We start from the raw sequence: 23941 nt of genomic DNA, 5'->3' as shown, positions 1-23941 counted from the left end.
ACGCTCGGTTTGAGGTGTTGCAGCTCGGTAGGGTTGGTGATTGGCCAGCGAGCGGCCGCTGATCTCCCATCCGATGAGCCAAACCAGCACCAAACCCACCGTGGCGTTTGCCCATCTGGGCTGCGAGAAAAACCGGGTGGATACCGAGCACATGCTCGGACTGTTGGCCCAGGCGGGCTATGGCGTGAGCGCCGATGAAAGCGACGCCAACGTGGTGGTGGTGAACACCTGCAGCTTCATCCAGGACGCCCGCGAGGAATCGGTGCGCACCTTGGTGGAACTGGCGGAGCAGGGCAAGGAGCTGATCATTGCGGGCTGCCTGGCCCAACACTTCCAGGACGAACTACTCGAAAGCCTTCCGGAAGCCAAGGCGATCGTGGGCACCGGCGATTACCAGCACATCGTGAGCGTGCTGGAGCGCGTGGAAGCCGGCGAACGGGTGAAGCAGGTGAGCGCCAACCCCACCTTCGTGGCTGATGAGCACCTGCCCCGCTACCGCACCACCAGCGAGGCGGTGGCCTACCTCAAGGTGGCCGAGGGCTGCGACTACCGCTGCGCCTTCTGCATCATTCCCCACCTGCGCGGCGACCAGCGCTCCCGCACGATTGAGAGCATCGTGGCCGAAGCCCAACAGCTGGCAGCCCAGGGGGTGAAGGAGCTGGTGCTGATCAGCCAGATCACCACCAACTACGGCCTCGACCTGGCTGGAAAGCCACAACTGGCCGAACTGCTTCGGGCCCTGGGCGAGGTGGAGATCCCCTGGATCCGCGTGCACTACGCCTATCCCACCGGCTTAACCGAAGCGGTGCTCGAGGCTTACCGCGAGGTGCCCAATGTGCTGCCTTACCTGGATCTGCCGCTGCAGCACAGCCATCCCGAGGTGCTGCGCGCGATGAATCGCCCCTGGCAGGCGGATGTAACCGGAGGGGTGCTGCGCCGCATCCGCGAGCAGCTGCCCGATGCGGTGCTGCGCACCACCTTCATCGTGGGCTATCCGGGCGAAACCGAAGAACACTTCCAGCATCTGCTCGATTTCGTGGCGGAGCAGCGCTTTGACCACGTGGGTGTGTTCACCTTCTCCCCCGAAGAGGGCACTCCCGCCGCCGAACTGCCGGATCAGGTGCCGGCCGAGGTGGCCGCCGAGCGCAAAGACAGGCTGATGGCCCTCCAACAGCCGATCGCCGCTGAGCGCAACGCCGCCTGGGTGGGCCGGATCGTGGATGTGCTGATCGAGCAGGAAAACCCAGGCACCGGCGAGATGATCGGCCGTTGCGCCCGCTTCGCACCTGAAGTGGATGGGGAAGTGCGGGTGATGCCCGGCGAAGGCGGCCTTTGCGCCGCCCCGGGCACGATGGTGCCGGTGCGCATCACCGCCGCCGACACCTACGACCTGATCGGTGAAGTGGTGGGAGCCCGGGCGATGGTGAGCGACGCGCTCGCGGCCCGTCAGGCGGACTCTTGATCGAAGCACTCGGACGGCTACGCCGCCGGCTCACCCGCCATCAGCGCACCACCTTTCTGCTGGCTTCCGGCCTGAGCACAGCGGGCTCCTTCGCAGGGCTTACCGCTAAGGGCTGGCTGCTGATGGAGGGAGCTGGCAATCCCTTCCTGCTGGCTGCGAATTTCGCCCTGCTCACCTTGCCCACGCTGCTAGTAAGCGGGCCGGCTGGGGTGCTGACCGATCGGCTCGGCAGCGAGCGGGTGCTGATCCGCGCCCAGTGGGCGCTGTTAGCTGCCGCGGTGCTCGGCGCCATCGCCATCCCCATCAGCAGCGGCGGCCAACAAGATGCGCTGCTGCTGCTCAGCACGCTGGGGGTCGGGGTGGCCAGCACCTACGAGCTCACCGCCCGCAATAAATACGTGGCCCTGCTGGTGGATGAGCCGGAGCAGCTGGGGCCCTATCTGGCCAGCTTCTCGGTGATCTTCAACGTGGGCAAGTTGGTGGGGCCGCCGATCGGTGGCCTTCTGCTGGCGGCCACCGGGCCCACGCTCGCGTTGAGCCTGGATGCCGCCACCTATCTCCTGCCGATCACCACCCTGCTCTGGCTGATGGCTCCTTACCGCGAACGGGAACGGCGCAGTCACCGCGGCAGTGGCGCGAGTCTGGTCACCGCCTGGCGCGACTGCGGCCCCGCCCTGCGCCATGTGCTGCTGTTCTGCGGCCTGGCCTGTGTGGTGGGCTTCTTCCATCCCGGCCTGGCGCCGTTGATGGCCCTCAAGCTGCTGGGCCCCAGCCCGCTGGCCTTGGGGCTGTTTACCAGCTTGATCGCTTGCGGCAGCATCAGCGCCGGGGTGGTGCTGCAGCGCAATGCCCAAGCGCTGAGCCGGCGCCCTGGCCTCCTGCTTGGCGGCAGCACCGTGATCACAGCCCTCGGTCAGCTGGGCCTGGCGTTACCGGCTCCGCAGCAATGGGGTCTAGCGATGGCCTTCCTGATCGGAGCCGGTACCGCTTCGCTGCTGGCGGGAACCAACTTGATCATTCAAGTGCACGCTCCCCAGGTGATCCGCGGCCGCATGGCCGGCCTGGGCCAGATTGCGTTTTTGGGAGGCGGCGGCATCAGCGGGCTGATCGCTGCTGGCCTCACCGTTTGGCTTCCTGGAGGGCTGTGGAGCTGCTTTGCGCTCCTGGGAAGCATGGGTGCAGCACTGGGTGCTGCGGAACTGCTGCGTCAGGGGCGCATGCGCCTGGCCTGACACAGCAAAACCAGCGCCGCTCAGATCAGCTTGACGCCGCGCAGCACGAAGGAAATCGCCGCTGCAGCCACGAGACCGCCGCCCACGAGGGCGAGATAAATCACAGGACCCATCGCTGGATGTGTTGGGAAAGTCACAGCCATTACAGCAGAACCCCGCTGCCTCCCGGCACCCCACCTAGGGTTGTGAGTAACCACCATCGGTGAAGCCCGTTCGGGCAAGCCGTTGCTCTGATCCAACGGATCGCTCGACCGCGGCATGCGCACACTGCTGATCTACCCGGAGTTCCCCAAGACCTTCTGGAGCTACGAGAAGATCCTTGAGCTGGTGAACCGCAAAGTGCTCCTCCCGCCCCTGGGGATGGTGACTGTGGCGGCGTTGCTCCCGCAGCACTGGGAGATGAAGCTGGTGGATCGCAATGTGCGCGAAGTCACCGAGGCCGAGTGGGACTGGGCTGAGCTCGTGGTGATCTCCGGAATGATCGTGCAGAAGACCGACATGGCCGTGCAAATCGCTCGGGCCAAGCAGCGGGGCTTGCCGGTGGCCGTGGGCGGCCCCTTCGCCAGCTCCACCCCGGATGCTCCTGAGCTGGAGCTCGCCGATTTCAAGGTGCTCGATGAGGGTGAAATCACCCTGCCGATGTTCATCGAAGCGATTGAACGGGGCGAATCTGGCGGGCGCTTTTCCGCCAATGGCGACAAACCGGATGTAACCGGCACGCCGATCCCGCGCTTCGATCTGCTCGAGCTCGACGCCTACGACTCGATGAGCGTGCAGTTCTCGCGGGGCTGCCCGTTCCAGTGCGAGTTCTGCGACATCATCGTGCTCTACGGCCGCAAGCCGCGCACCAAAACTCCTGAACAGTTGGTGGCCGAGCTGCAGTGCCTCTACGACCTGGGCTGGCGCAGGGCCATCTTCCTGGTGGACGACAACTTCATCGGCAACAAACGCAACGCCAAGTTGCTGCTGCCGGCGATCAAGGAATGGCAAATCGAACGGGGCTATCCCTTCAGCTTCACCACCGAAGCCTCCGTGGATCTCGCCTCCGACGATGAGATGATGCGGATGATGGCCGAGGCCCGCTTTGAAGCGGTGTTTCTCGGCATCGAAACCCCCGATGAAGCCAGCCTCTCCGTGGCGGGCAAACACCAGAACACCCGCAGCTCGCTGGAAGAATCCGTGGATCGGATTACCAGCTATGGCATCCGGGTGATGGCGGGCTTCATCATCGGCTTCGATGGCGAGAAGACTGGTGCCGGCGACCGGATCGTGCGCTTCGTGAGCCGCACGGGTATTCCCGCCGCGATGATGGGCATGCTGCAGGCTCTACCCAACACAGGCCTCTGGCACCGCCTGGAGAAAGAAGGCCGGCTGATCCAGGAAAAGGCTGACGCCAAGGGGGTGAATCAGACCAACCTGCTCAACTTCGTGCCGACCCGGCCGATCCGCGATATCGCCAACGAATACGTGGATGCCTTCTGCCGGCTCTACGAACCGAACGCCTACATCGACCGCGTCACGCACTACTACGCCAACAAGGTGGGTGCCCCCCGCTGGAAGGCCTTCTTCAAACCCGAAAAGTCCGACAAACCAGCGCTTCCACCGATGACCGATGTGAAGGCTTTGGCCACGGTGCTCTGGCGGCAAGGCTTCAAGCGCAACACGCGCTTCCGCTTCTGGCGCTCGCTGGCGCGGGTGGCCCGCCGCAACCCGGCCAGCTTCGAGCAATACGTGGTCACCCTCGCCCACAACGAGCACTTCCAGGAGTACCGGGCCGTGGTGACCCGGGAAATCCAGGAGCAGCTGGCCTGCCTCCCGCCCGAACCACCCTCCACTCCGGCCGCGCCCACCCGCGAACTGCAACCGGTCTGAGGGGGTCTAGTCCTGGATGTAGGGGCTGCCCTCCTCCAGGCAACGCTCGGCTTTCTGAAGTTCCCGGCCCAAATAGAGGGCGTGATCCAGGCAGCTGATCGGGAAGGGGCCTTCGCCTTCGGTGAGGGCCATGCCCAGCTCCTTGGCGGAGCGTCCGCGATACACCCTCAGGGGTTCGCGTGGGCCTGCGCCGCGGCAGCTGATCACCTCACCGGTGTCCGGGTCGGTGGCGAGGCCTCGCTCATCGATGCCGTTGCCGTAGTGCTCAGCAATCAGCTCACCAGCATCCAGGTCGAGCTTGATCAGGAAATAGCCGGCCGGATCGAGGGCGATGAAGCGCTGCGAGAGCCGCTCATCGAGGCTGCGGCGCTGCTCCACTGAAAAGCTCGTCATGGGCGGATGCTACGCAGCCGTGCCGAGCAGATCCGTGGCCCTGGCCTTGAAGGGGAGCTCAGCATTGATCGCCTCAATCTCCTCGAGTTGCTCGGCGTTGGCCTCCGGCAGCCAGCGGCGCACGATCGCCTCAAAGCGCGGGTGATACCAGCGATGCAGGGAAGCGTGGGGGCGCGCCAGAAAGCCGCGGCGACGCTTGTGGCTGCCGCCGGCGCCGGGGTCGAACTGTTGGATGCCGCGGCTGATCGCCCACTCGATCGGGGCGTAGTAGCAAACCTCGAAATGGAGGTTGTCGATCTCCTCATCGCTGCCCCAGTAGCGGCCCCAGAGCTGCTGCTGGCTGTGCACACACAGCGACATCGCCACCGGTTGTTCCGGATCGCCGCGGTGGGCACTGAAGAGCACTAGGTGTTGGCGCAGCTCGGCGGCGGCGTGATCGAAGAAAGCTTCCGTGAGGTACTTGCTGCCCCAGGGGCCCCAGCGGGCGCAGTGCTGCTCATAGAAGCCATGCATGCGGCTGAGCAGTGCAGGGGTGATCGCCTCCCCCACCACCGGGGTCACCTCCAGACCTGCAGCCTGCACCGCCTTGCGTTCCCGCTTGATGTTGCGCCGCTGGTTGGCGTTGAAGCTGCTCAGGTAGGCGTTGAAATCGGTGTAGCCGTGGTTGCTCCAGAGGCTCTGCTGATTGAGCCAAGTGGCGCAACCAGCAGATTCGGCCAGGGGCTGCCAGGCCGGATCCACATAGAGGAAATTGCAGCTGAAGATCTGGTGCTCGCGGCAGAACGCATCGATGAGATCCAGCATCAGCGGGGTGAGGGCCGCTGCGTCTTCGCCGGGGGCGGTGAAGAAGCGGTAACCCACGACCGGGCTCACCGGGCTCATGCCCAGCAGCTTGGGGTAGTAGCGCTGGCCCAACTGCGCGGCCAGCTGGGCAAACGACTGATCAAAGACAAATTCGCCGTAGCTGTGGCCCTTGAGATAGAGCGGGGCCACCGCCAACAGACGCTCACCCTCCCAAACCCCCAGGTGGCACGGCTGCCAGCCCTGACGCGGCACCACACTTCCACTGCGCTCCAGCCCCACCAGCCACGACCAGGAGTAAAAGGGGAGGGCTTCCGCCGAAACCAAGGCATGCCATTGCGCCTCGGGGATCTCCGCCAGGGAGCGATGCCAGCGGGCGGTGAGCTCTGCCATCAACGCTGGGCGGCACGGCGCAGTTGGCTGGCCAAGCTAGGCACGGCACGGCTGGCGGCGGCGTTCACAGGCCTCGGCCTGATCACCATGCCGGCACCGGCCGCGCAGGCCGGACTGCTGGGGCCACTGCTCAACCTGATGCGGCCCCAGCTGGAAGCGCGGATCACCTCGGCCTGCCAGCAGTGGGCCAGCGGAGGCAATCGCAGCCTTGAGGAACGCATGGCGCCCCCCTGCCGCGCTCTGGCCGGCCCCACCAGCCGCTGCCTGATTGAGGAAACCGAACGCAGTGGCCGCAGCTTCGGGGTGATGACCGAGCTGCTGGCGGGGCGCTTCGGTGACGACAGCGAGGTGGTGGTGAAGCGCTGCGCGGGGCGCCTGCTGGGCCTCCCGGCCGACAGCTTCATGGAGGTGCCGATCCGCGACCTCGCCCGCCGCTTCAAAGACGCCGCAGCCCCAGCGCTCAATCCCTAAGGCGTCGATAGCGCAGCAGCAGTTCCTCACCCTCCAGCAGGCGCTGCTCCTGCAGCTGCCAGCGCTCCGGCGCGAGAGACACCCCCGCCGGCAACCAGCTGTGGGGACCGCCCAGCAGCAGCGGGCACAGGGTGAGCTGCAGCTCATCCACCAATTGCTCCTGGAGCAGGGTGCCCGCCAGATCAGCGCCGCCCAGGAGCACAAGGCGCTCCAGCCCCTGATCCGCCAGGGCCGCGAGGGCTTCAGGCCAGCTCGACAGCTGCACGGCAGCGTGAAAGCCAGCGGGGGCGGCCATGGATGCCGGCGTCAGCAGCCAGCGCTCCAGCGGCTGGGCAAAGAAACGCAGCTGCGGATCAAAGCAGCCGTCGCGACTGACCACGACCGCCGCAGGCTGCTCTGAACGCCGCTGCTGGCGGCGCTGCTCCAGCAGCGGCGGGGAGTGAATCAAACAGGTGCAGCCATGCAGGCGCAGGGTGCGGCCACCGATCAGACAGGCATCAGCCCAGGCCAGAGCTTCCTCCAATACAGCTCGATCGCCGCGGCCGCCGATCTGGGCGGCACCGCCGGCGGGAGGTGCGAGGCGGCCATCCAGGCTGACCGCCAGGACCAGACGCAGTTCAGGCCGAGGCAAGGGCCTCAAGGGCCTGGGGTTGCATGCCGAGGGCCGGCACCTCGGCGAACACCTCAGCGGCGTTGTTGGGGCTTTCCTGCAGGCGCACCTTGTGGAGGCTGGCGCCGAGCCCGGCGATCGGAGCGCTGAGCAGATCGGCGATGTGCAGGGCGATGTTCTCCGCCGTCGGCACGGTGCTGGCGAAGTGGGCCACGTCCTTGTTGAGGAAGGTGTGGTCGAAGGGCTCCACCACCAGCTCATCGACCAGGCGCTGCAGGGCGGCGAGGTCGCAGACCATGCCGGTGCGTGGATCGATGGAGCCGCGAACGGTCACCTCCAGCATGTAGTTGTGACCATGACCATGGGGCCGGGCGCACTTGCCGTAAATGGCGTCGTTCTCTTCGGGGCTCAGCTCGGGCCGCGCCAGGCGATGGGCCGCCGCGAAATGGGTCTTGATGGTGAGGAACGCTTCCATGGAATCGCCGAGCACATCGGCCCAGAGCTTGTCGGTTTCGTAAAGGCGCAGCCCCATCAGGGGCAGGTGGGGCTGAAGGCGACGCCAGATCGCCAGAGTGAGGGCTTCGGTGGTTGGCAGCATCCCGCTGGGCTGCTGCAGGTCGAATTCCGGCCAGGCCTCGTTGAGGAAGCGGAAGTCGAGCTGGGCCGTCACCTGCTCGCGGATGGCGTGCTTCACATCCGAGAGGTTGAGCACCATGCCGTCCGCATCGAGCGGGCCACCCATCGCCACGATCAACTCGTAGTTGTGGCCATGGCCGGGAGCCAGGCTGCAGGCACCAAAGCGAGCCTCGTTGTCAGCGGCGCTGAGCTCGGGCAGCCAATAGCGGTGGCTGGCACTGAAACAGGCGCGGCGCGTGATCACACACGGGCGACCGGCGCCATGGGGGTGGAGATCAGGCCTAGCTGTTGCAGGAACGGCGGGCACCGGGCTCGCCGGAGGCGCCGCCACGGGGGGCGGAGTCATATCTGCAAGGAGCTGAGTCGCATCCTAGGAATGTGAACCGCAGCGCTGCCTGAGCACCCATGGCCAACCCGCACGCTGAGCTGCGCCAGCGCCTCGAGGGCCTCAACCTCTATCTGGTGGGAATGATGGGCAGCGGCAAGAGCACCGCCGGCAGGCACCTGGCGGAGCTCCTGGGCTATCGCTTTCTCGATGCCGACAGCAGCATCGAGCAGGTGGCCGGGCGCAGCATCCCGGAGGTGTTTGCCAGCGAGGGGGAGGCGGGCTTTCGCCAGCTCGAAGCAGCGGTGCTCAATCAGATCGCTAGTTGGCACTCACTGGTCGTAGCCACCGGCGGCGGCGTGGTGACGCGCCCGGACAACTGGGGCCAGCTGCATCAGGGTGTGGTGATCTGGCTGGATGCACCGGAGGAGCTGCTGCTGGAGCGGCTCAGCAGCGATCCGACCCCGCGCCCCTTGCTCCAAGCCGACGATCCGGCCGCACGCCTGGCGGCCCTGCTGGCGGAGCGCCGGCCCCTCTACGCCCAGGCCGATCTCCACATCGTTCAAGACGGACGCGCGGCGGATCAGGTGGCTGTGCAGATCCTTGAAGCCCTGCCCAGCGTGCTGAAGGAGCGCACGGCCGCACCGCAGCACCGCCTGCAGGTGATCAATGAAGCCGGCGAGGTGGGCAGCTCGATCAACTAACCGCCGGGCGGCTCCAGCCGGATCGCAAACCACTGCACCACCACGCCCGGCTCAAGCTCCAGTTCACAGGCGGTTTCCAGCAGCCGCTGGGCCCTGGCTTCGGCATCGGGCAGATCGCGCAGGTCCGCGGGCATCGGCTCCAGGCTCGCGAGCTGCTGGGCCAGCCAAACCAGCGTGTCGGCGGCGCTGAGCAACTGCTGGGGCTGGCCAGGCTCCAGTACCACGTAGTGATCCAGTTCCCGGATCAGCGGATCAGACATGGAGCTGATGCTTGGCGCCAGGATCAGCGCAGCCTGCCACGCCTGCACCACCATGGGGATCGCCCTGCTGCGCAGCCTGCTCGTCGCCGTGCTCGTGCTGGTGATGCCGGCGTCACCAGCACTGGCGGCCGCCGATGCGGAGCCGCTGGAGCAGCGCTTGGCCGCCTGGCCGAGCTGGAGCCTGCCGGCGCCATTGCCGCGGCCGGGCCAAGGGGATCTGATCTATCCAGCCTGGTTTGCCGGCCGCTGGCAGGCCACCAACCACGACCCCAGCGGCACCGAACCCGATCTGCACTACGAGGTGCGCTTCAGCGCCAATCCCCAAGGCCAAGTGGTGGGGGATCGGGCCTTCAACGCCGCGGCCATCGGCCAGGCGCTGCTGGGGGAGCAGTTGCTGCAGGTGCGCAACGATCCGCACAACCCCAACCGCCAACTGGCCCTGCTCGCCGGCGATCAACAGCTGGAATCCACCGTGGTGGGGCGGCGCACGGGCCTCAGCAGCACACAGTGCTTTCTGGCGGATGAACTAGCCCTGCAGGTGATGCATGGCCCTGGCGATCCACGGGTAAGCCGCGTGGAAACCCTCAGCCGCTACGCGCTGGTCAGCCCGAATCGCATCGAAGCCGAGCAGTGGCAGGCCAGCTATGGCTCACCAGCGCAGGGGCTGGCGGCCGAGGCCAGGCGCAGCTGGCGGGGCGAGCTGGTGTTGGAACGCCTGGATCAGGAGCGGCCCACCTGAGTGCCGATGGCATCGCGCCACTGCCACAGGGGTGCGAGCAGGGGATCGTCGGCCAGGCCCGGCACGCCCCGGCCGGCCAGGGGAGCACCGGCACTGACCGGGAAGCTCAACAGCGACAGCTGGGCCACCACCGCCAGATCCGCCAAGCTGAGCTCATCACCCACCAGGTAGGGCTGCTGTTGCACCACGGCGCAAAGCTGCTCGAGGTTGGCGCGCAACTGCTCCAGGCCGCCGTGATCGATCACCTGGCCGATGCCACTCAACACACCGGCGGGCAGGGCTCCCACCAGGCTGCGCAGCGGCGCCGGGGTGGCATCCGGCAGTAGCCCGCCGCGCAGCACCGGATCCGCAGCGGCCGCTTGCACCAACGCCAACCGTGCGCCGGCGGCCAGGGCTGTATCGGCCCAATCCTCAAGAATCAGCACCTGGGCCCGCAGGGCGGGATCGGCCGGCAACAGAGCCGGTGCCGGGGTGTGGCGCTCCAGATACTGAGCGATGGCGGTGGAATCGGCGATCACCTCAGGGCCATCCACCAGCACCGGCACCTGCCGCTGCCCTGAAAGGCGGTAGAGCTCCACCTGCCCCACCCCAGGGGTGACCTCCACCACGTTGTAGGGGAGGCCCTTCGCCGCCAACACCAGGCGCACCTTCTCGCAGAAGGCGGAGTGGCGGAACTGATGGAGCTCCAGCATCGGAACCTTTTCACGGCAGAGTAGCCAGCACTCAACGGCCAGCGTCCGAGCCCCGATGCGGGATTTCTTTCTCAACGTCACGCGTTATCCGCGCTATCTGATCGCATTCGGGCTGGGGGTGGCCAACTCGGTGCTCGAGCCCCTGGCCAAGCGCCGCAGCAATCCGGTCACAGCCGTGGCGCTGGTGGGCGCCCTGGTGAGCGGCCTGGTGAGCCTGGGGCTGATCCTGCGTGCCATGGTGAGCACAGATGTAATCGCCTAGGCATGGCGCAGGGCAGGCGCGTTGAACGGGTAGCGGCCCTCATCCGCCGTGAGGTGAGCGAGCTGCTGGTGAACGGGATCAAGGACGATCGCGTCAGCCTGGGGATGGTGAGCGTCACCAACGTGGAAGTGGCCGGCGATCTGCAGCACTGCAAGATCTATGTGAGCGTGTACGGCAACCCCGAGGTGCAGCAGCAGGCCCTCGCCGGGCTGCGCTCCGCGGCGAGCTACGTGAAAGGCGAGCTGGGGCGCCGCCTCAACATGCGCCGCACACCGGAGGTGATCTTCCACCTTGATCGCGGCATCGAGAAGGGCACCTCCGTGCTCGGGCTGCTCAACCAGCTTGAACAGAACCGCCAGGAGCGCGGCGAGATCCCGGAGGGCACCGGCCAGCTCGACGATGACGAGCTCTGATCTGCGCCGTGAGCTAGCGCGCCTGCTGGTGGTGCGCGGCAGCGGCTTCAGCCGCGACAGCCAGCGCCGCTACCCCCGCTGGGAGCTCACCAACGCTGAGCTCCAACGGCTGTTGGAAGCCGGTGTTGGCGGTGTGATCCTTCTGGGGGGCAGCGCTGAAGACCTGCGCCTGCGTTGCGCCCAACTGCAGCTCTGGGCCGATCAGCCCCTGCTGCTCTGCGCCGATGTGGAAGAGGGCGTGGGCCAGCGCTTTGAAGGCGCCAGTTGGCTGGTGCCACCCCTGGCCCTGGGGCGACTACACGGTCGGGATCCTGAACGGGCTGTGGCCCTGGCGGAGCGCTACGGGCGCTGCTGCGGCCGGCAGGCGCGGCTGGTGGGGCTCAACTGGGTGCTGGGGCCCGTGTGTGATGTGAACAACAACCCCGCCAACCCGGTGATCAACGTGCGGGCCTGGGCGGAAACCCCCGAGAGCGCCGGCGCCCTGGCGGCGGCCTTTGTGCGCGGCTGCCAGGGCCAAGGGGTGCTGGCCTGCGCCAAGCACTTCCCCGGCCATGGCGACACCAGCACCGACTCCCACCTGGAGCTGCCCCTGATTCCCCACAGCCGCCAGCGGCTGGAGGCGGTGGAACTGCCCCCCTTCCGCGCCGCCATCGCGGCCGATGTGGCCTCGGTGATGACCGCCCATCTGCAGCTGCCCGCCTTCGACTCCACCCATCCCGCCACCCTCTCGGCCGCCGTGCTCACCACGCTGCTGCGGCGCGATCTCGGCTTCAAGGGGCTGGTGGTGACCGACGCCCTGGCGATGGAGGCGATCACCCAGCAATACGGAGCCGCGGAAGCGGCGGTGCTGGCGTTTGAAGCCGGCGCTGATCTGATCCTGATGCCCGCCGATGCCAACGCCGCCCTGGATGGCCTGGAGGCGGCGGTGGCCAGCGGACGCATCAGCCCGGCCCGCGTTCAAGACAGCCTGGAGCGCCGCCAGGCGGCCCTGGCCCGCTGCGGGCCTAGCGCCGCGGCTCGCCTGGAGACGGTGGTTCAGGAGCTCAGCGAGCTGGTGAACCCGGAGGAGCGCCAGCTCAGCCAGGAGCTGCTGGCGCTGAGCCTGGAGCACCAGGGCGGTTCGCTGGCGCCTGCTGCGCCCGGGATGAACCTGATCCGGCTTGATACCCAACTCAATGCGCCCCAGCTGCCAGCGATGGCCCCGGCGCTGCTGCGGCCCGCCGCCCAGGGCTATCGGGCCGTGGTGCTTGATGGCCGCAGCCCCAGCCCCTGGAGCGGCAACCCCGAAGCCCCCCTGGCCCTCGAGCGGCTGGGGGGATGGCCCGGTGCTGCTGCAGCTGCTGGTGCGCGGCAACCCCTTCCGCGGCAGCGCCGGCGGCGATGAACCCTGGCCCCAGGTGGTGCGGCAGCTGCTGGCGGCCGGCCGCTTGGCCGGCCTGGCAGTGTACGGCAGCCCCTATCTCTGGGAGCAGCTGCGGGCGCTGCTGCCGCCGGAGCTGCCGGCGGCCTACAGCCCGGGCCAGATGCCCCAGGCCCAGGCGGCCGTCTTGGAGCGCCTGGGCCTCAGCGCCGCGGCCCTGGAAGGCGGCTTCACCGACTGAGCCGTTACGCCGCCGCGACCTGCCACTAGCCTCAGGCCGCTTGCACCGCCGCCATGCTCAGCCTCTCGATGATCGTGCGCGATGAAGCGGCACAGATCGAAGACTGCCTGCGTTCGGTGCAGGGCTTCGTCGACGAGATGGTGGTGGTGGACACCGGCTCCACCGACAACACACCGGCCCTGGCACAGGCGATGGGCGCGCGCGTAGAGCAGATCGAATGGCCGGGCGACTTTGCCCCGGCCCGCAACCAGGCCCTGCAGTGGGTGAACGGCGACTGGGTGCTGGTGCTCGATGCCGATGAGCGCCTGCGGCCGGAGGCGATGGCGCCGCTGCGGGCCCTGATGGCCCAGCCAGATGTGCTGGTGATCAATCTGCTGCGCCACGAGCGCGGGGCGGTGCAGTCGCCTTACTCGAATGTGAGCCGCCTCTTCCGCCGCCATCCCGCGATCCGCTGGAGCCGCGCCTATCACTCGATGGTGGACGACAGCGTGGCCGAGCTGCTGCAGCAGGAAAGCCACTGGCGCATCGCCGACTGCCCCGAACCGGCCCTGCTCCATGACGGCTACCGGCCGGAGCTGCTGGCCCAGGGCAACAAGCCTGAGCGGCTGCGGCAGGCGATGGAGGCCGAGCTGCTGGAGCGGCCTGGGGATCCCTACGCCTGCGCCAAGCTCGGCAGCCTGGAGGTGGCCGACGGCAACCTCGAGCGCGGCGTGGCGCTGCTGCGTCAGGGTTTGGCGCAGTGCCCGGCTGAGGCGCACCCCGAGCGCTACGAACTCCTGCTGCATCTGGCCTTGGCGGAAGCGGGCCGGGATCCCAACGCCGCGGCCTCCCTCTATCGGGAGGCGCTGGAGCTGCCTCTCGCGCCGCGGTTAACCCTGGCGGCACGGCTCAACCTGGCGGCCCTGCTGCTGCAGCACGGGCAGCCGCAAGACGCCGAAGCGCTCTGTCAGCGCGCCACCGCTGCCGCCCCCGAGATTGGCCTGGGCTGGTACAACCTCGGCCTGATCCGCCGCCGCCAGGGCGACATTGCCGGGGCACTGGAGGCCTACCGGGAAGCGCGGCGCCTGCAGCCCGAGCACCCGGAAACCCATCAGAACCTGGCAGTGGCCCTGCTGCTCGGCGGCGATATCGATGGTGCCCGCAGCAGCTTCCGCCAGGCGATCGAACTGCTGGGCCAGCAGGGCCGCAGCAGCGAGGCCGCCCAGCTGCGCCAGCAGGCCGGCGCCATGGTGAAGCTGGAGGGCTGATCCCGGTGCCAAACCCCACCCCTCTGCAGGGCCGCACCATCGCCGTCACCCGGGCAGAGCAGCAGCTGGGTGAAGCGCGGCGGCTGTTCGAGCAGGCTGGCGCCACGGTGCTGGATCTCCCAGCCCTGGTGATCGGCCCCCCGGATGAATGGGGCCCGCTCGACGATGCCCTGGCGGAATTGGATGAATTCCACTGGCTGGTGGTGTCGAGCAGCAACGGCGTGGATGCGGTGGAGGCGCGGTTGGAGCGGCTGGGCGGCAGCCTGGCGCGCCGCCCCCGGAGCCTCAAGATCGCGGCGGTGGGGCGCAAGACAGCTGCCCGGCTGGAGGCGCTGGGGGCACCGGCGGATTTCGTGCCGCCCCAATTCGTGGCCGACAGCCTGATCGATCACTTCCCGGTGTCGGGCTGGGGGCTACGGCTGCTGCTGCCGCGGGTGCAGAGCGGCGGGCGCACCGTGCTGGCGGAAGCCTTCGGGGAAGCAGGAGCCCGTGTGGTGGAAGTGGCCGCCTATGAATCGCGCTGCCCCGACTCGCTGCCGGAAGCCACCGCCGCTGCACTGGCCGCTGGCGCCGTGGATGCGATCACCTTCAGCAGCGGCAAAACCGTGCAGCACACAGCGCAACTGCTGGAGCAGCAGTTCGGCGCGAGCTGGGCGCAGCAGCTCGACAGCGTGGCACTGGTGTCGATCGGACCACAAACCAGCCACACCTGCCGCGAACGGATGGGCCGGGTGGATGCCGAAGCCGACCCCCACGATCTCGATGGCCTCGTGGCGGCCTGCGCTCAAGCGCTGCAGGGGCGAGCGGTTAGAGGTTGAACACCCGGCGCTGACCCGCCTGGTTGAGCACCAGCCGGCCACTCGCCACATCGATGCTGGTGACCGACCAGTCCGCCGGTAGCAGGGCCGGCAGGCCGGACCCTGGGCAAACGCCGCGGCGCCCCACACACACAGCACCGCTCTGACCGCCCAACTGCACCAGCGCCTGAGCCTGGCCGGCGCTGCGGATCACTCCGGTGAACAGCACATCTCCCGCTGGTGCCCCACCAGCTCCCGCGTTCGCCTGGGGAAGCGGCGCAAAGGGATCGACGCGGCCGGTGGGGAGTGCTTCCACCACCTGCTGCGGTGTAGGCAGCGGGGTGAACCCAGCGGCCGGTTGCGGTGCAGCAGCAGTAGGGGTTGCGGCAGCGGGCTTCGGGGGCGGCGGCGGCAGGCTGATGGAGTCGGGCGTGGAATTTGAGCCACAAGCACCCAAGGCGGGCAGCAGCGCTAACGCAACGAGCCAACCCCGCCTGGGCCCACAACCGCACGCGTTAGGGCGGCGGCGATCCGATGGGTTATCCCTGCTGCTGGCCATACCCGCTTTGCACGAGATCGCGGAAGCGATCCAGATTGGCCTGGAGCTCCTTGGTCACGATCCCCCCCAGGATGGAGGGTTCCATCAAGGGTGCCAACACCCCCGGCAGCTCGTAGCTCACGGTGAGCTTCACAGCCGTGAGCTCAGGCCCTTGGGGATAGAAGCGAACAGCGCCTTTGGTGGGCAACCCACCGACAGATTCCCAATGCAGCTGCTGTGCCTCCACCCGCTGGGTGATGCGGGCCTTCCAGTGGAAGCGAAAGCCCTGGGCGGCGAGGGTCCAATCGGTGAGGTCGGGGTCGCCGGGTTCGGTCACCACCGATTCGATCCAGTTCATCCAGCGGGGCATCGCCTCGAGATCACTCCACACCTCCCACACCCGCTGGGCTGAGGCCTGAACCTCCGTGGTGACGCTGTGTTCAAGCCAACGGCCCATGGGAATCAAGCGAGGGTGTGATCAGGCCAGCGCTCAGGCGACGGCCGCATTGGTGGCCAGCTCGGCCTTCCTGCCCAGGATGGCGGCGGCCGCAAGTCGTCCGCTCATGGTGGCGCCTTCCATCGAATCGATGTAGTCCTGTTTGGTGTAGCTACCGGCCAGGAAGAAGTTGCCCACCGGGGTGGCCTGATCGGGGCGATAGGGCTCCATACCCGGCGCCTCGCGATACAGCGACTGGGCCAGCTTCACCACGTTGCTCCACACCAACTTGAGGTTGCGGACTGAGGGGAAGAGGCGGCGCACCTGCTCATCAGTGGCGGCCACGATCTCCTCGGTTTTCTTAGGGATCCAGGGATCGCCGGGGGTGAGCACGCACTGCAGCAGGGAGCCCACGCCCTCTTTGCGGTAATCCACCGGGCTGGCCAGAGCCAGATCGGCGAAGCAGCTGAAATCGGCGTCAGCGGTGTACAGCAGGTTGTCGAGGCCGGCGGGGCGCTCCACATCGCGGCGGGCGGCTTCTTCGATGGCGCCGTCGCCGAGTTCGGTGACCCAGCCGTCGTAGCGGAGCTGCACCGTGGCCACGGGCACCGCTTCGAGTTTGTAGAGGTTGTCGAACAGGGGCCAGCGGCGCCAGGTTTCCGGGATCATCCGCTGGATGCCGGGCACATCGCAGGCGGCGAGGTAGGCATCGGCCTTCACCTCGATGTCGCCATCGGGGGTGCCGAGCTTGAGGCCGCTCACCTGGGTGCTGGGCTGGCCATCGGTGCCGGCGGCACCCTCTTCAAACATCACCTCGGTGACGCGGTGGCGCAGGTGCAGCTGGCCGCCGCGCTGCTGGATGTAGTCGAAGATCGGGCCGGTGAGCCAGCGGTGCGGCGAACCCTTGAGCAGGTTGAGCTTGGAAGCCTCGGTTTTGGCTGCAAACATCATGAAGATGGTGAGCATGCAGCGGGCCGAGATCGCCTCGCAATCGATAAAGCCCAGGGCGTAAGCGATCGGATTCCACATCCGCTTGATGCTCTGCTCGCTGCCGCCATGGCCGAGGAACCACTGCTGGAAGCTGACGCGATCGAGATCGCGGATCACCTTCATCGCCCCCTCGTAATCCACCAGACCACGCACGATCGGGCTGGTGCCCAGGGCCAGGGCATTGCGCAGCTTGTCGAGCCAGTCGAGCTGGGGGGTGGTGAAGAACGCTTTGAGGCCGTTGAAGGGGGCACCGAGGGCGAAGCGGAAATCCAGCTCGCGCAGATCGCCGCCGGTGTTCACAAACAGGTGGGTGTGATCTTTGGGCAGCAGGTTGTCGATCGCGCCCACCTTGCGCAGCAGGGCGAAGAGGTTGGCGTAGTTGAAGAAGAACACGTGCAACCCCATCTCGATGTGGTTGCCGCCTTCATCCACCCAACTGCCCACCTTGCCGCCCATGAACGGCCTGGCCTCATAGAGATCCACCTGATGGCCGGCATCCACCAGATCCACCGCCGCCGCCAACCCGGCCAGACCCGAACCCACGATGGCGACGCGCACCCTGCTGCTCCAACGAATGGGCACGACTCTATGGAGACGGCCTTCACAGCGGCAGGTGTGGGTTGTGCTCCATACGATGGGTGGATCAGGCCAGAGCCTTCCGATGACCAGCGATACCGCCACAGCCGCCACAACCGACGCCCCTGTCGCCCAGGCCACCCACACCGGCCGCGACGGCAAGGGCATCCAGATCACTGAAAGCGCCATGAAGCAGCTGGCCACGCTGCTGCCCGCCCAGGGCGAGGGCAAGGTGCTGCGGGTGGGCGTGCGCTCCGGCGGCTGCAGCGGCATGAGCTACACGATGGATTTCATCGATGCCGCTGAGATCCAGGCCGACGACGAGCGCTACGTGTATGAACCCGCCGGCGCCCCCAGCTTCACCGTGGTGAGCGACCCCAAGAGCCTCCTCTACATCTATGGGATGCAGCTGGATTTCTCCAGCGCCCTGATCGGCGGCGGCTTCAACTTCACCAACCCCAACGCCACCCAGACCTGCGGCTGCGGCAGCTCGTTTGCAGTGTGAGTGATGGCGCCCCAGAGCCAGGTTGCAGCCGAGCCAGCGCAGATCAAGGCCGATGCCGTCCCGGAAGACGTGGATCTGATCGTGCTGTTCGGCTCGCGGGCCAAAGGAACGCATGCACCCTCTAGCGACTGGGACATCGGCATTTGCTTCCAGCACGATCCGGATCAACCGCTGAGATTGTTTGAGCTCGATACCTTGATCGCGCCGCTACTGGGCTGCTCCAGCGACAGCATCGATCTTGTGGATCTGGAGCACAGCAGCTACCTGCTGCAGCGGGTGGTGGCGGAGGACGGGCGACTGCTGTTTGAACGCCACCCTGGGCATTACCTCAACTACTGCTCCCGGGCAATTCGCCAATGGGCGGACTGGTGCCGGCGGGAGCAGAAGCTCACACACGAGCGGGAGCTTCTGAAGGCATGAGTCCCCTCGAGCAGGCGGTGGTGCAGCGCAAGCTCAGTCATCTCCAGGAACTCCTCACGCTCCTGCATGAAGAACGCAGCACCCCGCTGGCGGCTTATTTGCAGGATCGCCGTCAGCAGTTGCTGGTGGAGCGACTGCTGCACCTCAGCGTGGAAGCAGCGAGCGATCTGCTCGAACACATCCTGGTGCAGGAGTCCAACAGCAAACCGCAGACCTACGCCGACACGTTCCAACTCGCTGGCCAGCACGGATTGATCGCAATGGATCTGGCTCAACGGCTTATCCCCGCCGCCGGGCTACGCAACCGGCTGGTGCACGACTACGAAGCGATCGATCCGAGCCGGGTGCATGCGGCCCTCCCAATCGCCTTGCGGGATCTGAGCGAATTGGCCGAGGCTCTGGCCGCCCGGGTGCGAATCTGAGGGCACGACCAGGCCTGCTGCCAATCCATGACCGACGCCGTTGCCGAAGCCCCCTCACTGTTTGAGCAGGCCCTGCAGAGCTACCAGGAGGGTGCTCCGCTGCCGGAGGTGATCGACAGCTTCCTCACCATTACCCAGCAGGAGCCGCGGCTCTCGGCAGGCTGGACTTGCCTGGCCTGGCTGCAGCTGCTCGACAATCAGCCACAGGCGGCCCTGCGCTCGGCCCGCAACGCCGTGAAGCTCAACCCCCAGGACCCCCAGGCCCGCATCAACCTCAGCCTGGCGATGCTGGAAACCAACGCCAAGGGCGTGCGCGAGCACATCGAATGGGTGCAGCGGGTGCGCGTGATGGCCCCTGAACTGGCCGAAGAGCTGGATGGCTCGATCGCCGATGGCTTGGCCCGCCGCCCCGATTGGGATGCACTCCAGAAGGTGCAGGCTTGGCTGAAGGGTTGAGCCCCAGCCGCGATCGCCGGCCGATCCTGCTGCTGAGCAATGGCCACGGCGAAGACCTCAGCGGCGCCCTGATCGGCCAGGCTCTGCAGCAGCGGGGTCTAGCCGTGGAAGCCCTGCCGCTGGTGGGTCATGGCCGCGCCTACAGCCAGGCCGCCATCCCTGTGCGCGGGCGCACCCGCGAATACAGCACCGGGGGGCTGGGCTACACGAGCCTGCTGGGCCGCATCACGGAAGTGGTGCAGGGGCAGATCCTCTATCTGCTGAGCCGGCTGCTGCTGTTGCTGCGCATTTCCCGCCGCTACCAGCTGATCGTGGTGGTGGGGGATGTGATCCCGCTCGTGGCGGCCTGGCTGAGCGGCCGACCGAGCGCCACCTACCTGGTGGCCTACTCCAGCCACTACGAAGGCAAGCTGCGGCTGCCCTGGCCCTGCGCCCGCCTGCTGCGCCAACGCCGCACCCAGGCCATCTACAGCCGCGATGCGCTCACCGCCGCTGATCTCACCGGCCAGCTGCATCGGCCCGTGCACTTTCTGGGCAATCCCTTTTTCGATGGGGCCCTTACCCCCAGCGAACCGCTGCAGGGTGCACCCCAGCAGCGACTCGGGCTGCTGCCCGGCAGCCGCCTACCGGAAGCCCTGCACAACCTTGAGCTCATGCTGCGGGTGCTGGAGCGGTTGCCGGAAGCCCTCCGGCCGGCCGAGCGCCTGGGGCTGCATGCCGCCCTGGTGGGCAAGCTCACGCCGCAGGAGGTGGCGCCGCTGGCAAGCCGGCTGGGCTGGAAGCTGCAACTGGAAGGCGATGAGCGCTGCTGCCTGCAGCGGGGCCCGCTGCTGTTGCAGCTGGAGTGGGGACGCTTTGCGGCAGTGGTTCAGCAATGCGACCTGCTGCTCTCGATGACCGGCACGGCCGCCGAGCAATGCGTGGGGTTGGGCAAACCGGTGCTGCAGCTGGTGGGCGAAGGCCCCCAATTCACGGCGAATTTCGCCGAGGCCCAGCGCCGGCTACTGGGGCCAGGCCTGTTCTGCGCCGGCGGCGAACCGGGCAGCGATGCCCAGCTGGATGGCACGGCCGATCTGCTGGAGCAGCTGCTGGAGCGACTGCTCCACGATTCCGCCTGGCGCAGCGGGCTGCAACAACTCGGCCGTGAACGCATCGGCAGCGGTGGTGGGGCCGCCAGGATGGCCGCTGATCTAAACACCCGCCTGGATGGCTGAACCCACCGCCAGCAGCATCCCCCTCGGCCAGCGCCTCAAGGGCTGGATCGACACCCTGCTGGTGGTGGATGTGTTTGTGGTGATCGCCGGCGCGATTTGGTTTGGCGTGGCCGTGCTCTGCCACAGCCGCGGCATCGAAACACCCCTGGATTGGTTTCAGCGGCTATGGGAGCCGCTGTTCACCCCGGCGATCGGCCTGCTGATGGGCGCAGCCATCTTGAGCGGTGTGCTGGGCTGGGCCCTCAACTGGTGGCAGCGGCGAGTGCAGCGCTGAGGTCGCTGTAGGCGAAGGGGAAGCCCTGCTCCTGCAGTCGCCTGGGGAGCACCTTCTGACCTTCCAGCACCACCTTGGCGCCATCGCCCAGCAGCAGCTGCAGCAGGGGGCCAGGCACCGGCAACAGGCTGGGGCGCCCCAAGCAGCGCCCCAAGGCCGCCGCGAAGCTCGCCATGCTGCAAGGCTGTGGTGCGACGGCGTTGTACACACCGCTGTAGGTGCCATCCACCAGGGCAGTGCTGATCAGCTGGCAAAGATCCGGGCGGGAGATCCAGCTCATCCACTGCTGACCATCGCCGATCGGTCCGCCGAAACCCATACGGAACACCGGCAGCATCTTGCCCAGCGCGCCGCCATCGCCGCCCAGCACGATGCCGATGCGCAGGATCACCACACGGCACAGGGGCTCCGCGGCACGAGCTTCCTGCTCCCAGGCCACACAGAGCCGGCCCAGCACATCGGAGCCGGCGGGGCTGGTTTCAGAAAACTCCTGGCTGGTGCTGGTGCCGTAGTAACCGATGGCCGAGCCATTCACCAGCACGCCTGGGCGCTGCTGCTCCGGAAGCGCCGCGATGGCAGCCACCAGGGCGCGGGTGGTGTCGATCCGGCTGTTGTGGAGCAGCTGCAGGTGCTGGGGGGTCCAGCGTTTCTCAGCGATCGGCTCACCGGCCAGGTTCACCACCGCTTCGGCGTTCGCCAGAGCCTGCTGCAGCTCGGGGCGCTGCCAGCTGGCGGGGTTGGAGGGATCGGCCTGCAAGCGCTGCAGCTGAGGGTGCTGCACAGCTGGCAAGGGCGCTGCGGCGCGACTCACCAGGGTGAGGCTGTGGCCCGCCTCCAACAACTGGGGCACCAGGGCACGGCCCACAAAGCCGCTGCAACCCACCAACAGAATCCGCACGCGCTCAGCATCAGCTCACCGGCCAACGCTAGGGATGGGCGCTGCCCACCAGGCCGAGGCGCCGCGCCACTGGTGAAAGCAGCGCCCCTTGCAGCACCAGACCCAACAACACCACGGCCAGGGCGAAGGCCGGCATCGCATCACCCCAGCGCGCATCCGAAGCGGCCGCCTGCAGCGCAATGGCCACCGGCACCGCCCCTCGCAAGCCCGCGAGAGCTGTGAAGCTGCAATCGGCACGACTGAAACCGGAGCGCAACAGCAGCAACGTGACCACCAGCCAGCGCACCACCAGCAACACAACAAGCAGCAATAGCGCCGTGGGCAACAGATCCACCACATCCGTGGGGTGCACCACCAGGCCCAGACAGAGGAACAACATCAACTCCGCCAGCTTGGCGAAACCAGCCTGGCTGGACTCGAGTTGCTCCTGATCCACCTCCTCGCTGTTGCCGAGCACCAGCCCCATCACGTAGGCCGCCAGCAGCGGGCTCGCCCCCAGCAGGCTGCTGCCGCCGGCCACGAGCATCAGGGCCGCCAGGGCCATCACGGTGACCTGGCTGAGGTTGAGGGGAAACTTGCGGCGGCCCAGCAGCAGCTCGGTCGCCTTGCCACCCAGAAAACCCAGAAAGGCACCCAGCAGGAATTGCCGCACCACCTCCACCAGCAGCGGCGCGATGGCGGTATCGCGGCTGTGGGGCAGAGCGATGGCCAGGCCCGCCAGCACCACGGCGATCGGGTCGTTGAAGCCGGATTCGCACTCGAGCAGATCCAGCAGACGCTGCGGAAGGCGCTTCCGCAGGGGCTTGAGCAGGCTCAGCACCGCAGAGGCGTCGGTGCTGCAGAACATCGCGCCGATGAACAAAGCACCCGGCACCCCTAGATCGTGGTGCCGGATCGGCAGCGACTGCACGCCGCACACCAGCAGGGCCAGGGCGCCGGCGGTGAGCAGCGAGCCGAGGGTGGCGAGCCGCAGCGAGGGCACCAGCACCTGGCGCATCTGCTGCCAATTGGCCGCCAAACCACCAAAAAAGAGCACCAACACCAGCGCCACCTGCGCCAGTTGGTCGGCTTGGGCGAGGTTGAGCAGTGCCGACGGCTGGCCGGGCCCGGCATCGATGTTGTTGTCGATCAACAGACCGAGCACCAACACCAACAGGATTCCCGGCAGGCGGATCTGGGAGGCGATGTCGTCGAGGAATAACGCCAGCAGCAGCAGGCCACCGAAGAGCACCAGCAGCAGAGCCAGGCTGGGGGGCACGAAACCAGGTGCGGGGAGCGGGCTCTAGCCTGCCTGCACGAGAGCCCCAGCGCCATGGCTGAAACGCCCGCCGCCCAACCCGCCGCCAAGAGCGCGATCAAGAAAGGCAGCCTGGTGAAGGTGAATCGCAGCACCTACGCCAACAGCCTCGAAGCCCAGGCCAGCGACACCGTGGCCCCCGACTACATCTTTGAGGGGCCCGCCGAAGTGCTCGCACTCAAAGGCGACTACGCCCAGCTGCGCTTCCGCCGCCCCGTGCCCGATGTATGGCTGCGGGCTGATCAGCTGGTGGAGTTTTAAACGTCAGATCTCAAGCCGGCGCCGCTCCTCCTGCAGGCGGCTGCGGCGCTGTTTCGCTTCCCGCAGCATCTCGCGCCCGTCGCGGAGGTAGCTGTCCACATAGCCCATGGTGTAGCGCTCGAGCTCGGTGAGCGCGTCCTGCACCTGAGAGAGGCAGTGGTACACGCTGAGGCTGAAGCCCTGCGCTGAGGCGGGTGCAGCCATCGAGCGGTAGAGGGTTTCCACTTTTTGCATGCGGGCCTGGCTCTGCTCCAGGAAGGTGCAGAAGGCCTCCATCAGCTGATCGTCGTAGGGATCAGCGGAAAGGGCGCGCAGCTGCGCCGCGAAAGGGTTGATCACCTGAGCCAGCAGGCGATCGATCGGGGCATACACCTGCTGAAGCCAGGCCAGAAGCTCGGCGTCGCCGCGGGCGGCCTGGGCGGTGGCGCGGCGAGCGGCACGGCCAGCAGCCGCGGAGCGGGCTGAACCCGCCGCAACGGGGGCGTGGGTGCGGTCGTGATCGGCGCGGCGCTCGGCATCACCGAGCACCTCCCAGGCGGCATTGAGCTCGAGGATCCGGTGCTCATCGCCGCCAGCATCGGGGTGATGCTGCTTCACCAGGGCGCGATAAGCGGCCTTGATCTCCGCCGCCGTGGCGGTGGCGGCCACGCCAAGCACCTGGTAGGGTCGCGAGTGGAGGAAGGCCTGGGCAAGGGCACGCAAAGGCAACCGCCATCCTCGCGCTCTAGGCCGTCAGGCCATCGA

General features: G+C 67.4%; 30 protein-coding genes and 1 pseudogene. 18 read left to right on the top strand and 13 right to left on the bottom strand.

Annotation, left to right across the window (positions count from 1 at the left end):
- Window positions 1-73 precede the first annotated feature (73 nt).
- Together rimO and CB0101_RS11090 are read left to right on the top strand one after the other, a co-directional pair.
- Window positions 74-1462, top strand: a complete 1389-nt coding sequence (gene rimO / locus CB0101_RS11095; protein WP_029553131.1) for a 30S ribosomal protein S12 methylthiotransferase RimO — start codon at window positions 74-76, stop codon at window positions 1460-1462.
- A complete protein-coding gene (locus CB0101_RS11090; protein ID WP_010311491.1) occupies window positions 1459-2694 on the top strand; it encodes an MFS transporter in 1236 nt (411 codons plus the stop codon). The genes rimO and CB0101_RS11090 overlap by 4 nt, the downstream gene beginning before the upstream one ends.
- Window positions 2695-2714: 20 nt before the next feature.
- Here CB0101_RS11090 and CB0101_RS11085 read toward each other — a convergent pair whose 3' ends face one another.
- Complete coding sequence (locus CB0101_RS11085) at window positions 2715-2807, bottom strand: hypothetical protein (RefSeq protein WP_010311493.1); 93 nt, start codon at window positions 2805-2807, stop codon at window positions 2715-2717.
- Window positions 2808-2952: 145 nt separating this feature from the next.
- Between CB0101_RS11085 and CB0101_RS11080 the strand changes: the two genes are divergently transcribed.
- Complete coding sequence (locus CB0101_RS11080; protein ID WP_010311495.1) at window positions 2953-4566, top strand: B12-binding domain-containing radical SAM protein; 1614 nt, start codon at window positions 2953-2955, stop codon at window positions 4564-4566.
- Between the two features lie 6 nt (window positions 4567-4572).
- Here CB0101_RS11080 and CB0101_RS11075 read toward each other — a convergent pair whose 3' ends face one another.
- Together CB0101_RS11075 and CB0101_RS11070 are read right to left on the bottom strand one after the other, a co-directional pair.
- Window positions 4573-4959 (bottom strand): DUF4346 domain-containing protein, encoded by a 387-nt coding sequence (locus tag CB0101_RS11075; protein WP_010311497.1) that lies wholly within the window; start codon window positions 4957-4959, stop codon window positions 4573-4575.
- A 9-nt stretch (window positions 4960-4968) separates the two neighbouring features.
- Entirely contained in the window at window positions 4969-6153 is a 1185-nt protein-coding gene (locus CB0101_RS11070; protein WP_010311499.1) for a GNAT family N-acetyltransferase, read from the bottom strand.
- Between CB0101_RS11070 and CB0101_RS11065 the strand changes: the two genes are divergently transcribed.
- Window positions 6127-6624, top strand: a complete 498-nt coding sequence (locus CB0101_RS11065; protein WP_010311501.1) for a hypothetical protein — start codon at window positions 6127-6129, stop codon at window positions 6622-6624. The genes CB0101_RS11070 and CB0101_RS11065 overlap by 27 nt on opposite strands.
- On the opposite strand, the gene CB0101_RS11060 is transcribed toward CB0101_RS11065, so the two are convergent.
- Window positions 6614-7255, bottom strand: coding sequence for a dihydrofolate reductase family protein (locus tag CB0101_RS11060; protein ID WP_010311504.1), 642 nt, complete (start codon window positions 7253-7255; stop codon window positions 6614-6616). The two genes, CB0101_RS11065 and CB0101_RS11060, sit on opposite strands and share 11 nt — an antisense overlap.
- Window positions 7242-8114, bottom strand: a complete 873-nt coding sequence (locus CB0101_RS11055; protein WP_010311506.1) for a 6-carboxytetrahydropterin synthase — start codon at window positions 8112-8114, stop codon at window positions 7242-7244. Before CB0101_RS11055 ends, CB0101_RS11060 begins: the two co-directional genes overlap by 14 nt.
- A gap of 161 nt (window positions 8115-8275) precedes the next feature.
- Here CB0101_RS11055 and CB0101_RS11050 point away from each other — a divergent pair, with 161 nt between their 5' ends.
- Window positions 8276-8899 carry a shikimate kinase gene (locus CB0101_RS11050; RefSeq protein ID WP_010311508.1) on the top strand — a complete coding sequence of 208 codons (624 nt, stop codon included), beginning with the start codon at window positions 8276-8278 and terminating at the stop codon, window positions 8897-8899.
- Here CB0101_RS11050 and CB0101_RS11045 read toward each other — a convergent pair.
- Window positions 8896-9159, bottom strand: a complete 264-nt coding sequence (locus tag CB0101_RS11045) for a chlororespiratory reduction protein 7 (RefSeq protein ID WP_029553132.1) — start codon at window positions 9157-9159, stop codon at window positions 8896-8898. The two genes, CB0101_RS11050 and CB0101_RS11045, sit on opposite strands and share 4 nt — an antisense overlap.
- Here CB0101_RS11045 and CB0101_RS11040 point away from each other — a divergent pair.
- Window positions 9158-9898, top strand: a complete 741-nt coding sequence (locus CB0101_RS11040) for a DUF6816 family protein (RefSeq protein WP_246833750.1) — start codon at window positions 9158-9160, stop codon at window positions 9896-9898. The two genes, CB0101_RS11045 and CB0101_RS11040, sit on opposite strands and share 2 nt — an antisense overlap.
- On the opposite strand, the gene CB0101_RS11035 is transcribed toward CB0101_RS11040, so the two are convergent.
- The gene (locus CB0101_RS11035) at window positions 9880-10590 is read right to left on the bottom strand and encodes a glutathione S-transferase family protein (protein WP_010311514.1); all 711 of its coding nucleotides are present in this window, start codon (window positions 10588-10590) and stop codon (window positions 9880-9882) included. The two genes, CB0101_RS11040 and CB0101_RS11035, sit on opposite strands and share 19 nt — an antisense overlap.
- Window positions 10591-10645: 55 nt before the next feature.
- Between CB0101_RS11035 and CB0101_RS11030 the strand changes: the two genes are divergently transcribed.
- The 5 genes and pseudogenes from CB0101_RS11030 to CB0101_RS11010 all read left to right on the top strand — a co-directional run bounded on the left by CB0101_RS11030 (window position 10646) and on the right by CB0101_RS11010 (window position 14931).
- Entirely contained in the window at window positions 10646-10852 is a 207-nt protein-coding gene (locus CB0101_RS11030; protein WP_010311515.1) for a DUF751 family protein, read from the top strand.
- 2 nt (window positions 10853-10854) lie between these two features.
- A complete protein-coding gene (rbfA, locus tag CB0101_RS11025; protein ID WP_010311517.1) occupies window positions 10855-11265 on the top strand; it encodes a 30S ribosome-binding factor RbfA in 411 nt (136 codons plus the stop codon).
- A pseudogene (locus tag CB0101_RS11020) lies at window positions 11252-12866 on the top strand (glycoside hydrolase family 3 N-terminal domain-containing protein). Before rbfA ends, CB0101_RS11020 begins: the two are co-directional and overlap by 14 nt.
- A gap of 53 nt (window positions 12867-12919) precedes the next feature.
- On the top strand, window positions 12920-14113 hold the full coding sequence (locus CB0101_RS11015) for a glycosyltransferase (RefSeq protein ID WP_010311519.1): 1194 nt from the start codon (window positions 12920-12922) through the stop codon (window positions 14111-14113).
- Between the two features lie 5 nt (window positions 14114-14118).
- Window positions 14119-14931, top strand: coding sequence for a uroporphyrinogen-III synthase (locus tag CB0101_RS11010; protein WP_010311524.1), 813 nt, complete (start codon window positions 14119-14121; stop codon window positions 14929-14931).
- Here CB0101_RS11010 and CB0101_RS11005 read toward each other — a convergent pair.
- The 3 genes from CB0101_RS11005 to zds form a co-directional block, all read right to left on the bottom strand.
- Window positions 14921-15367: a hypothetical protein gene (locus CB0101_RS11005; protein WP_136644094.1), complete on the bottom strand. Its 447-nt coding sequence runs from the start codon at window positions 15365-15367 to the stop codon at window positions 14921-14923. The genes CB0101_RS11010 and CB0101_RS11005 overlap by 11 nt on opposite strands.
- Before the next feature lie 82 nt (window positions 15368-15449).
- Entirely contained in the window at window positions 15450-15905 is a 456-nt protein-coding gene (locus tag CB0101_RS11000) for an SRPBCC family protein (RefSeq protein WP_010311528.1), read from the bottom strand.
- A gap of 33 nt (window positions 15906-15938) precedes the next feature.
- Complete coding sequence (gene zds, locus CB0101_RS10995) at window positions 15939-17432, bottom strand: 9,9'-di-cis-zeta-carotene desaturase (RefSeq protein ID WP_010311530.1); 1494 nt, start codon at window positions 17430-17432, stop codon at window positions 15939-15941.
- A 103-nt stretch (window positions 17433-17535) separates the two neighbouring features.
- Here zds and CB0101_RS10990 point away from each other — a divergent pair, with 103 nt between their 5' ends.
- From CB0101_RS10990 to CB0101_RS10965, 6 genes are read left to right on the top strand one after another with little or no spacing between them, the layout of a single operon-like run.
- Entirely contained in the window at window positions 17536-17955 is a 420-nt protein-coding gene (locus CB0101_RS10990) for an iron-sulfur cluster assembly accessory protein (protein WP_029553134.1), read from the top strand.
- A 3-nt stretch (window positions 17956-17958) separates the two neighbouring features.
- Window positions 17959-18375, top strand: a complete 417-nt coding sequence (locus CB0101_RS10985) for a nucleotidyltransferase domain-containing protein (RefSeq protein ID WP_010311534.1) — start codon at window positions 17959-17961, stop codon at window positions 18373-18375.
- Window positions 18372-18797 (top strand): DUF86 domain-containing protein, encoded by a 426-nt coding sequence (locus CB0101_RS10980; protein ID WP_010311536.1) that lies wholly within the window; start codon window positions 18372-18374, stop codon window positions 18795-18797. Before CB0101_RS10985 ends, CB0101_RS10980 begins: the two co-directional genes overlap by 4 nt.
- Window positions 18798-18824: 27 nt before the next feature.
- On the top strand, window positions 18825-19253 hold the full coding sequence (locus CB0101_RS10975; protein ID WP_010311538.1) for a hypothetical protein: 429 nt from the start codon (window positions 18825-18827) through the stop codon (window positions 19251-19253).
- Complete coding sequence (locus CB0101_RS10970) at window positions 19250-20467, top strand: lipid-A-disaccharide synthase-related protein (RefSeq protein WP_010311541.1); 1218 nt, start codon at window positions 19250-19252, stop codon at window positions 20465-20467. The genes CB0101_RS10975 and CB0101_RS10970 overlap by 4 nt, the downstream gene beginning before the upstream one ends.
- Window positions 20460-20741: a hypothetical protein gene (locus CB0101_RS10965; RefSeq protein ID WP_010311543.1), complete on the top strand. Its 282-nt coding sequence runs from the start codon at window positions 20460-20462 to the stop codon at window positions 20739-20741. Before CB0101_RS10970 ends, CB0101_RS10965 begins: the two co-directional genes overlap by 8 nt.
- Here CB0101_RS10965 and CB0101_RS10960 read toward each other — a convergent pair.
- A complete protein-coding gene (locus CB0101_RS10960; protein WP_010311547.1) occupies window positions 20710-21639 on the bottom strand; it encodes a TIGR01777 family oxidoreductase in 930 nt (309 codons plus the stop codon). The genes CB0101_RS10965 and CB0101_RS10960 overlap by 32 nt on opposite strands.
- A 28-nt stretch (window positions 21640-21667) precedes the next feature.
- The gene (locus tag CB0101_RS10955; RefSeq protein ID WP_010311549.1) at window positions 21668-22897 is read right to left on the bottom strand and encodes a cation:proton antiporter; all 1230 of its coding nucleotides are present in this window, start codon (window positions 22895-22897) and stop codon (window positions 21668-21670) included.
- Window positions 22898-22951: 54 nt separating this feature from the next.
- On the opposite strand from CB0101_RS10955, the gene ndhO reads away from it, so the two are divergent.
- A complete protein-coding gene (gene ndhO, locus CB0101_RS10950; RefSeq protein WP_010311551.1) occupies window positions 22952-23197 on the top strand; it encodes an NAD(P)H-quinone oxidoreductase subunit O in 246 nt (81 codons plus the stop codon).
- Window positions 23198-23200: 3 nt separating this feature from the next.
- Here ndhO and CB0101_RS10945 read toward each other — a convergent pair whose 3' ends face one another.
- Window positions 23201-23905 (bottom strand): J domain-containing protein, encoded by a 705-nt coding sequence (locus tag CB0101_RS10945; protein WP_246833749.1) that lies wholly within the window; start codon window positions 23903-23905, stop codon window positions 23201-23203.
- Between the last annotated feature and the right edge of the window lie 36 nt (window positions 23906-23941).

The sequence above is a fragment of the Synechococcus sp. CB0101 genome (genome assembly GCF_000179235.2).
Classification (GTDB): Bacteria; Cyanobacteriota; Cyanobacteriia; order PCC-6307; family Cyanobiaceae; genus Vulcanococcus.
Note: the sequence above shows the minus strand (reverse complement) of the source record. Positions and strands in the feature narration are given on the sequence as shown.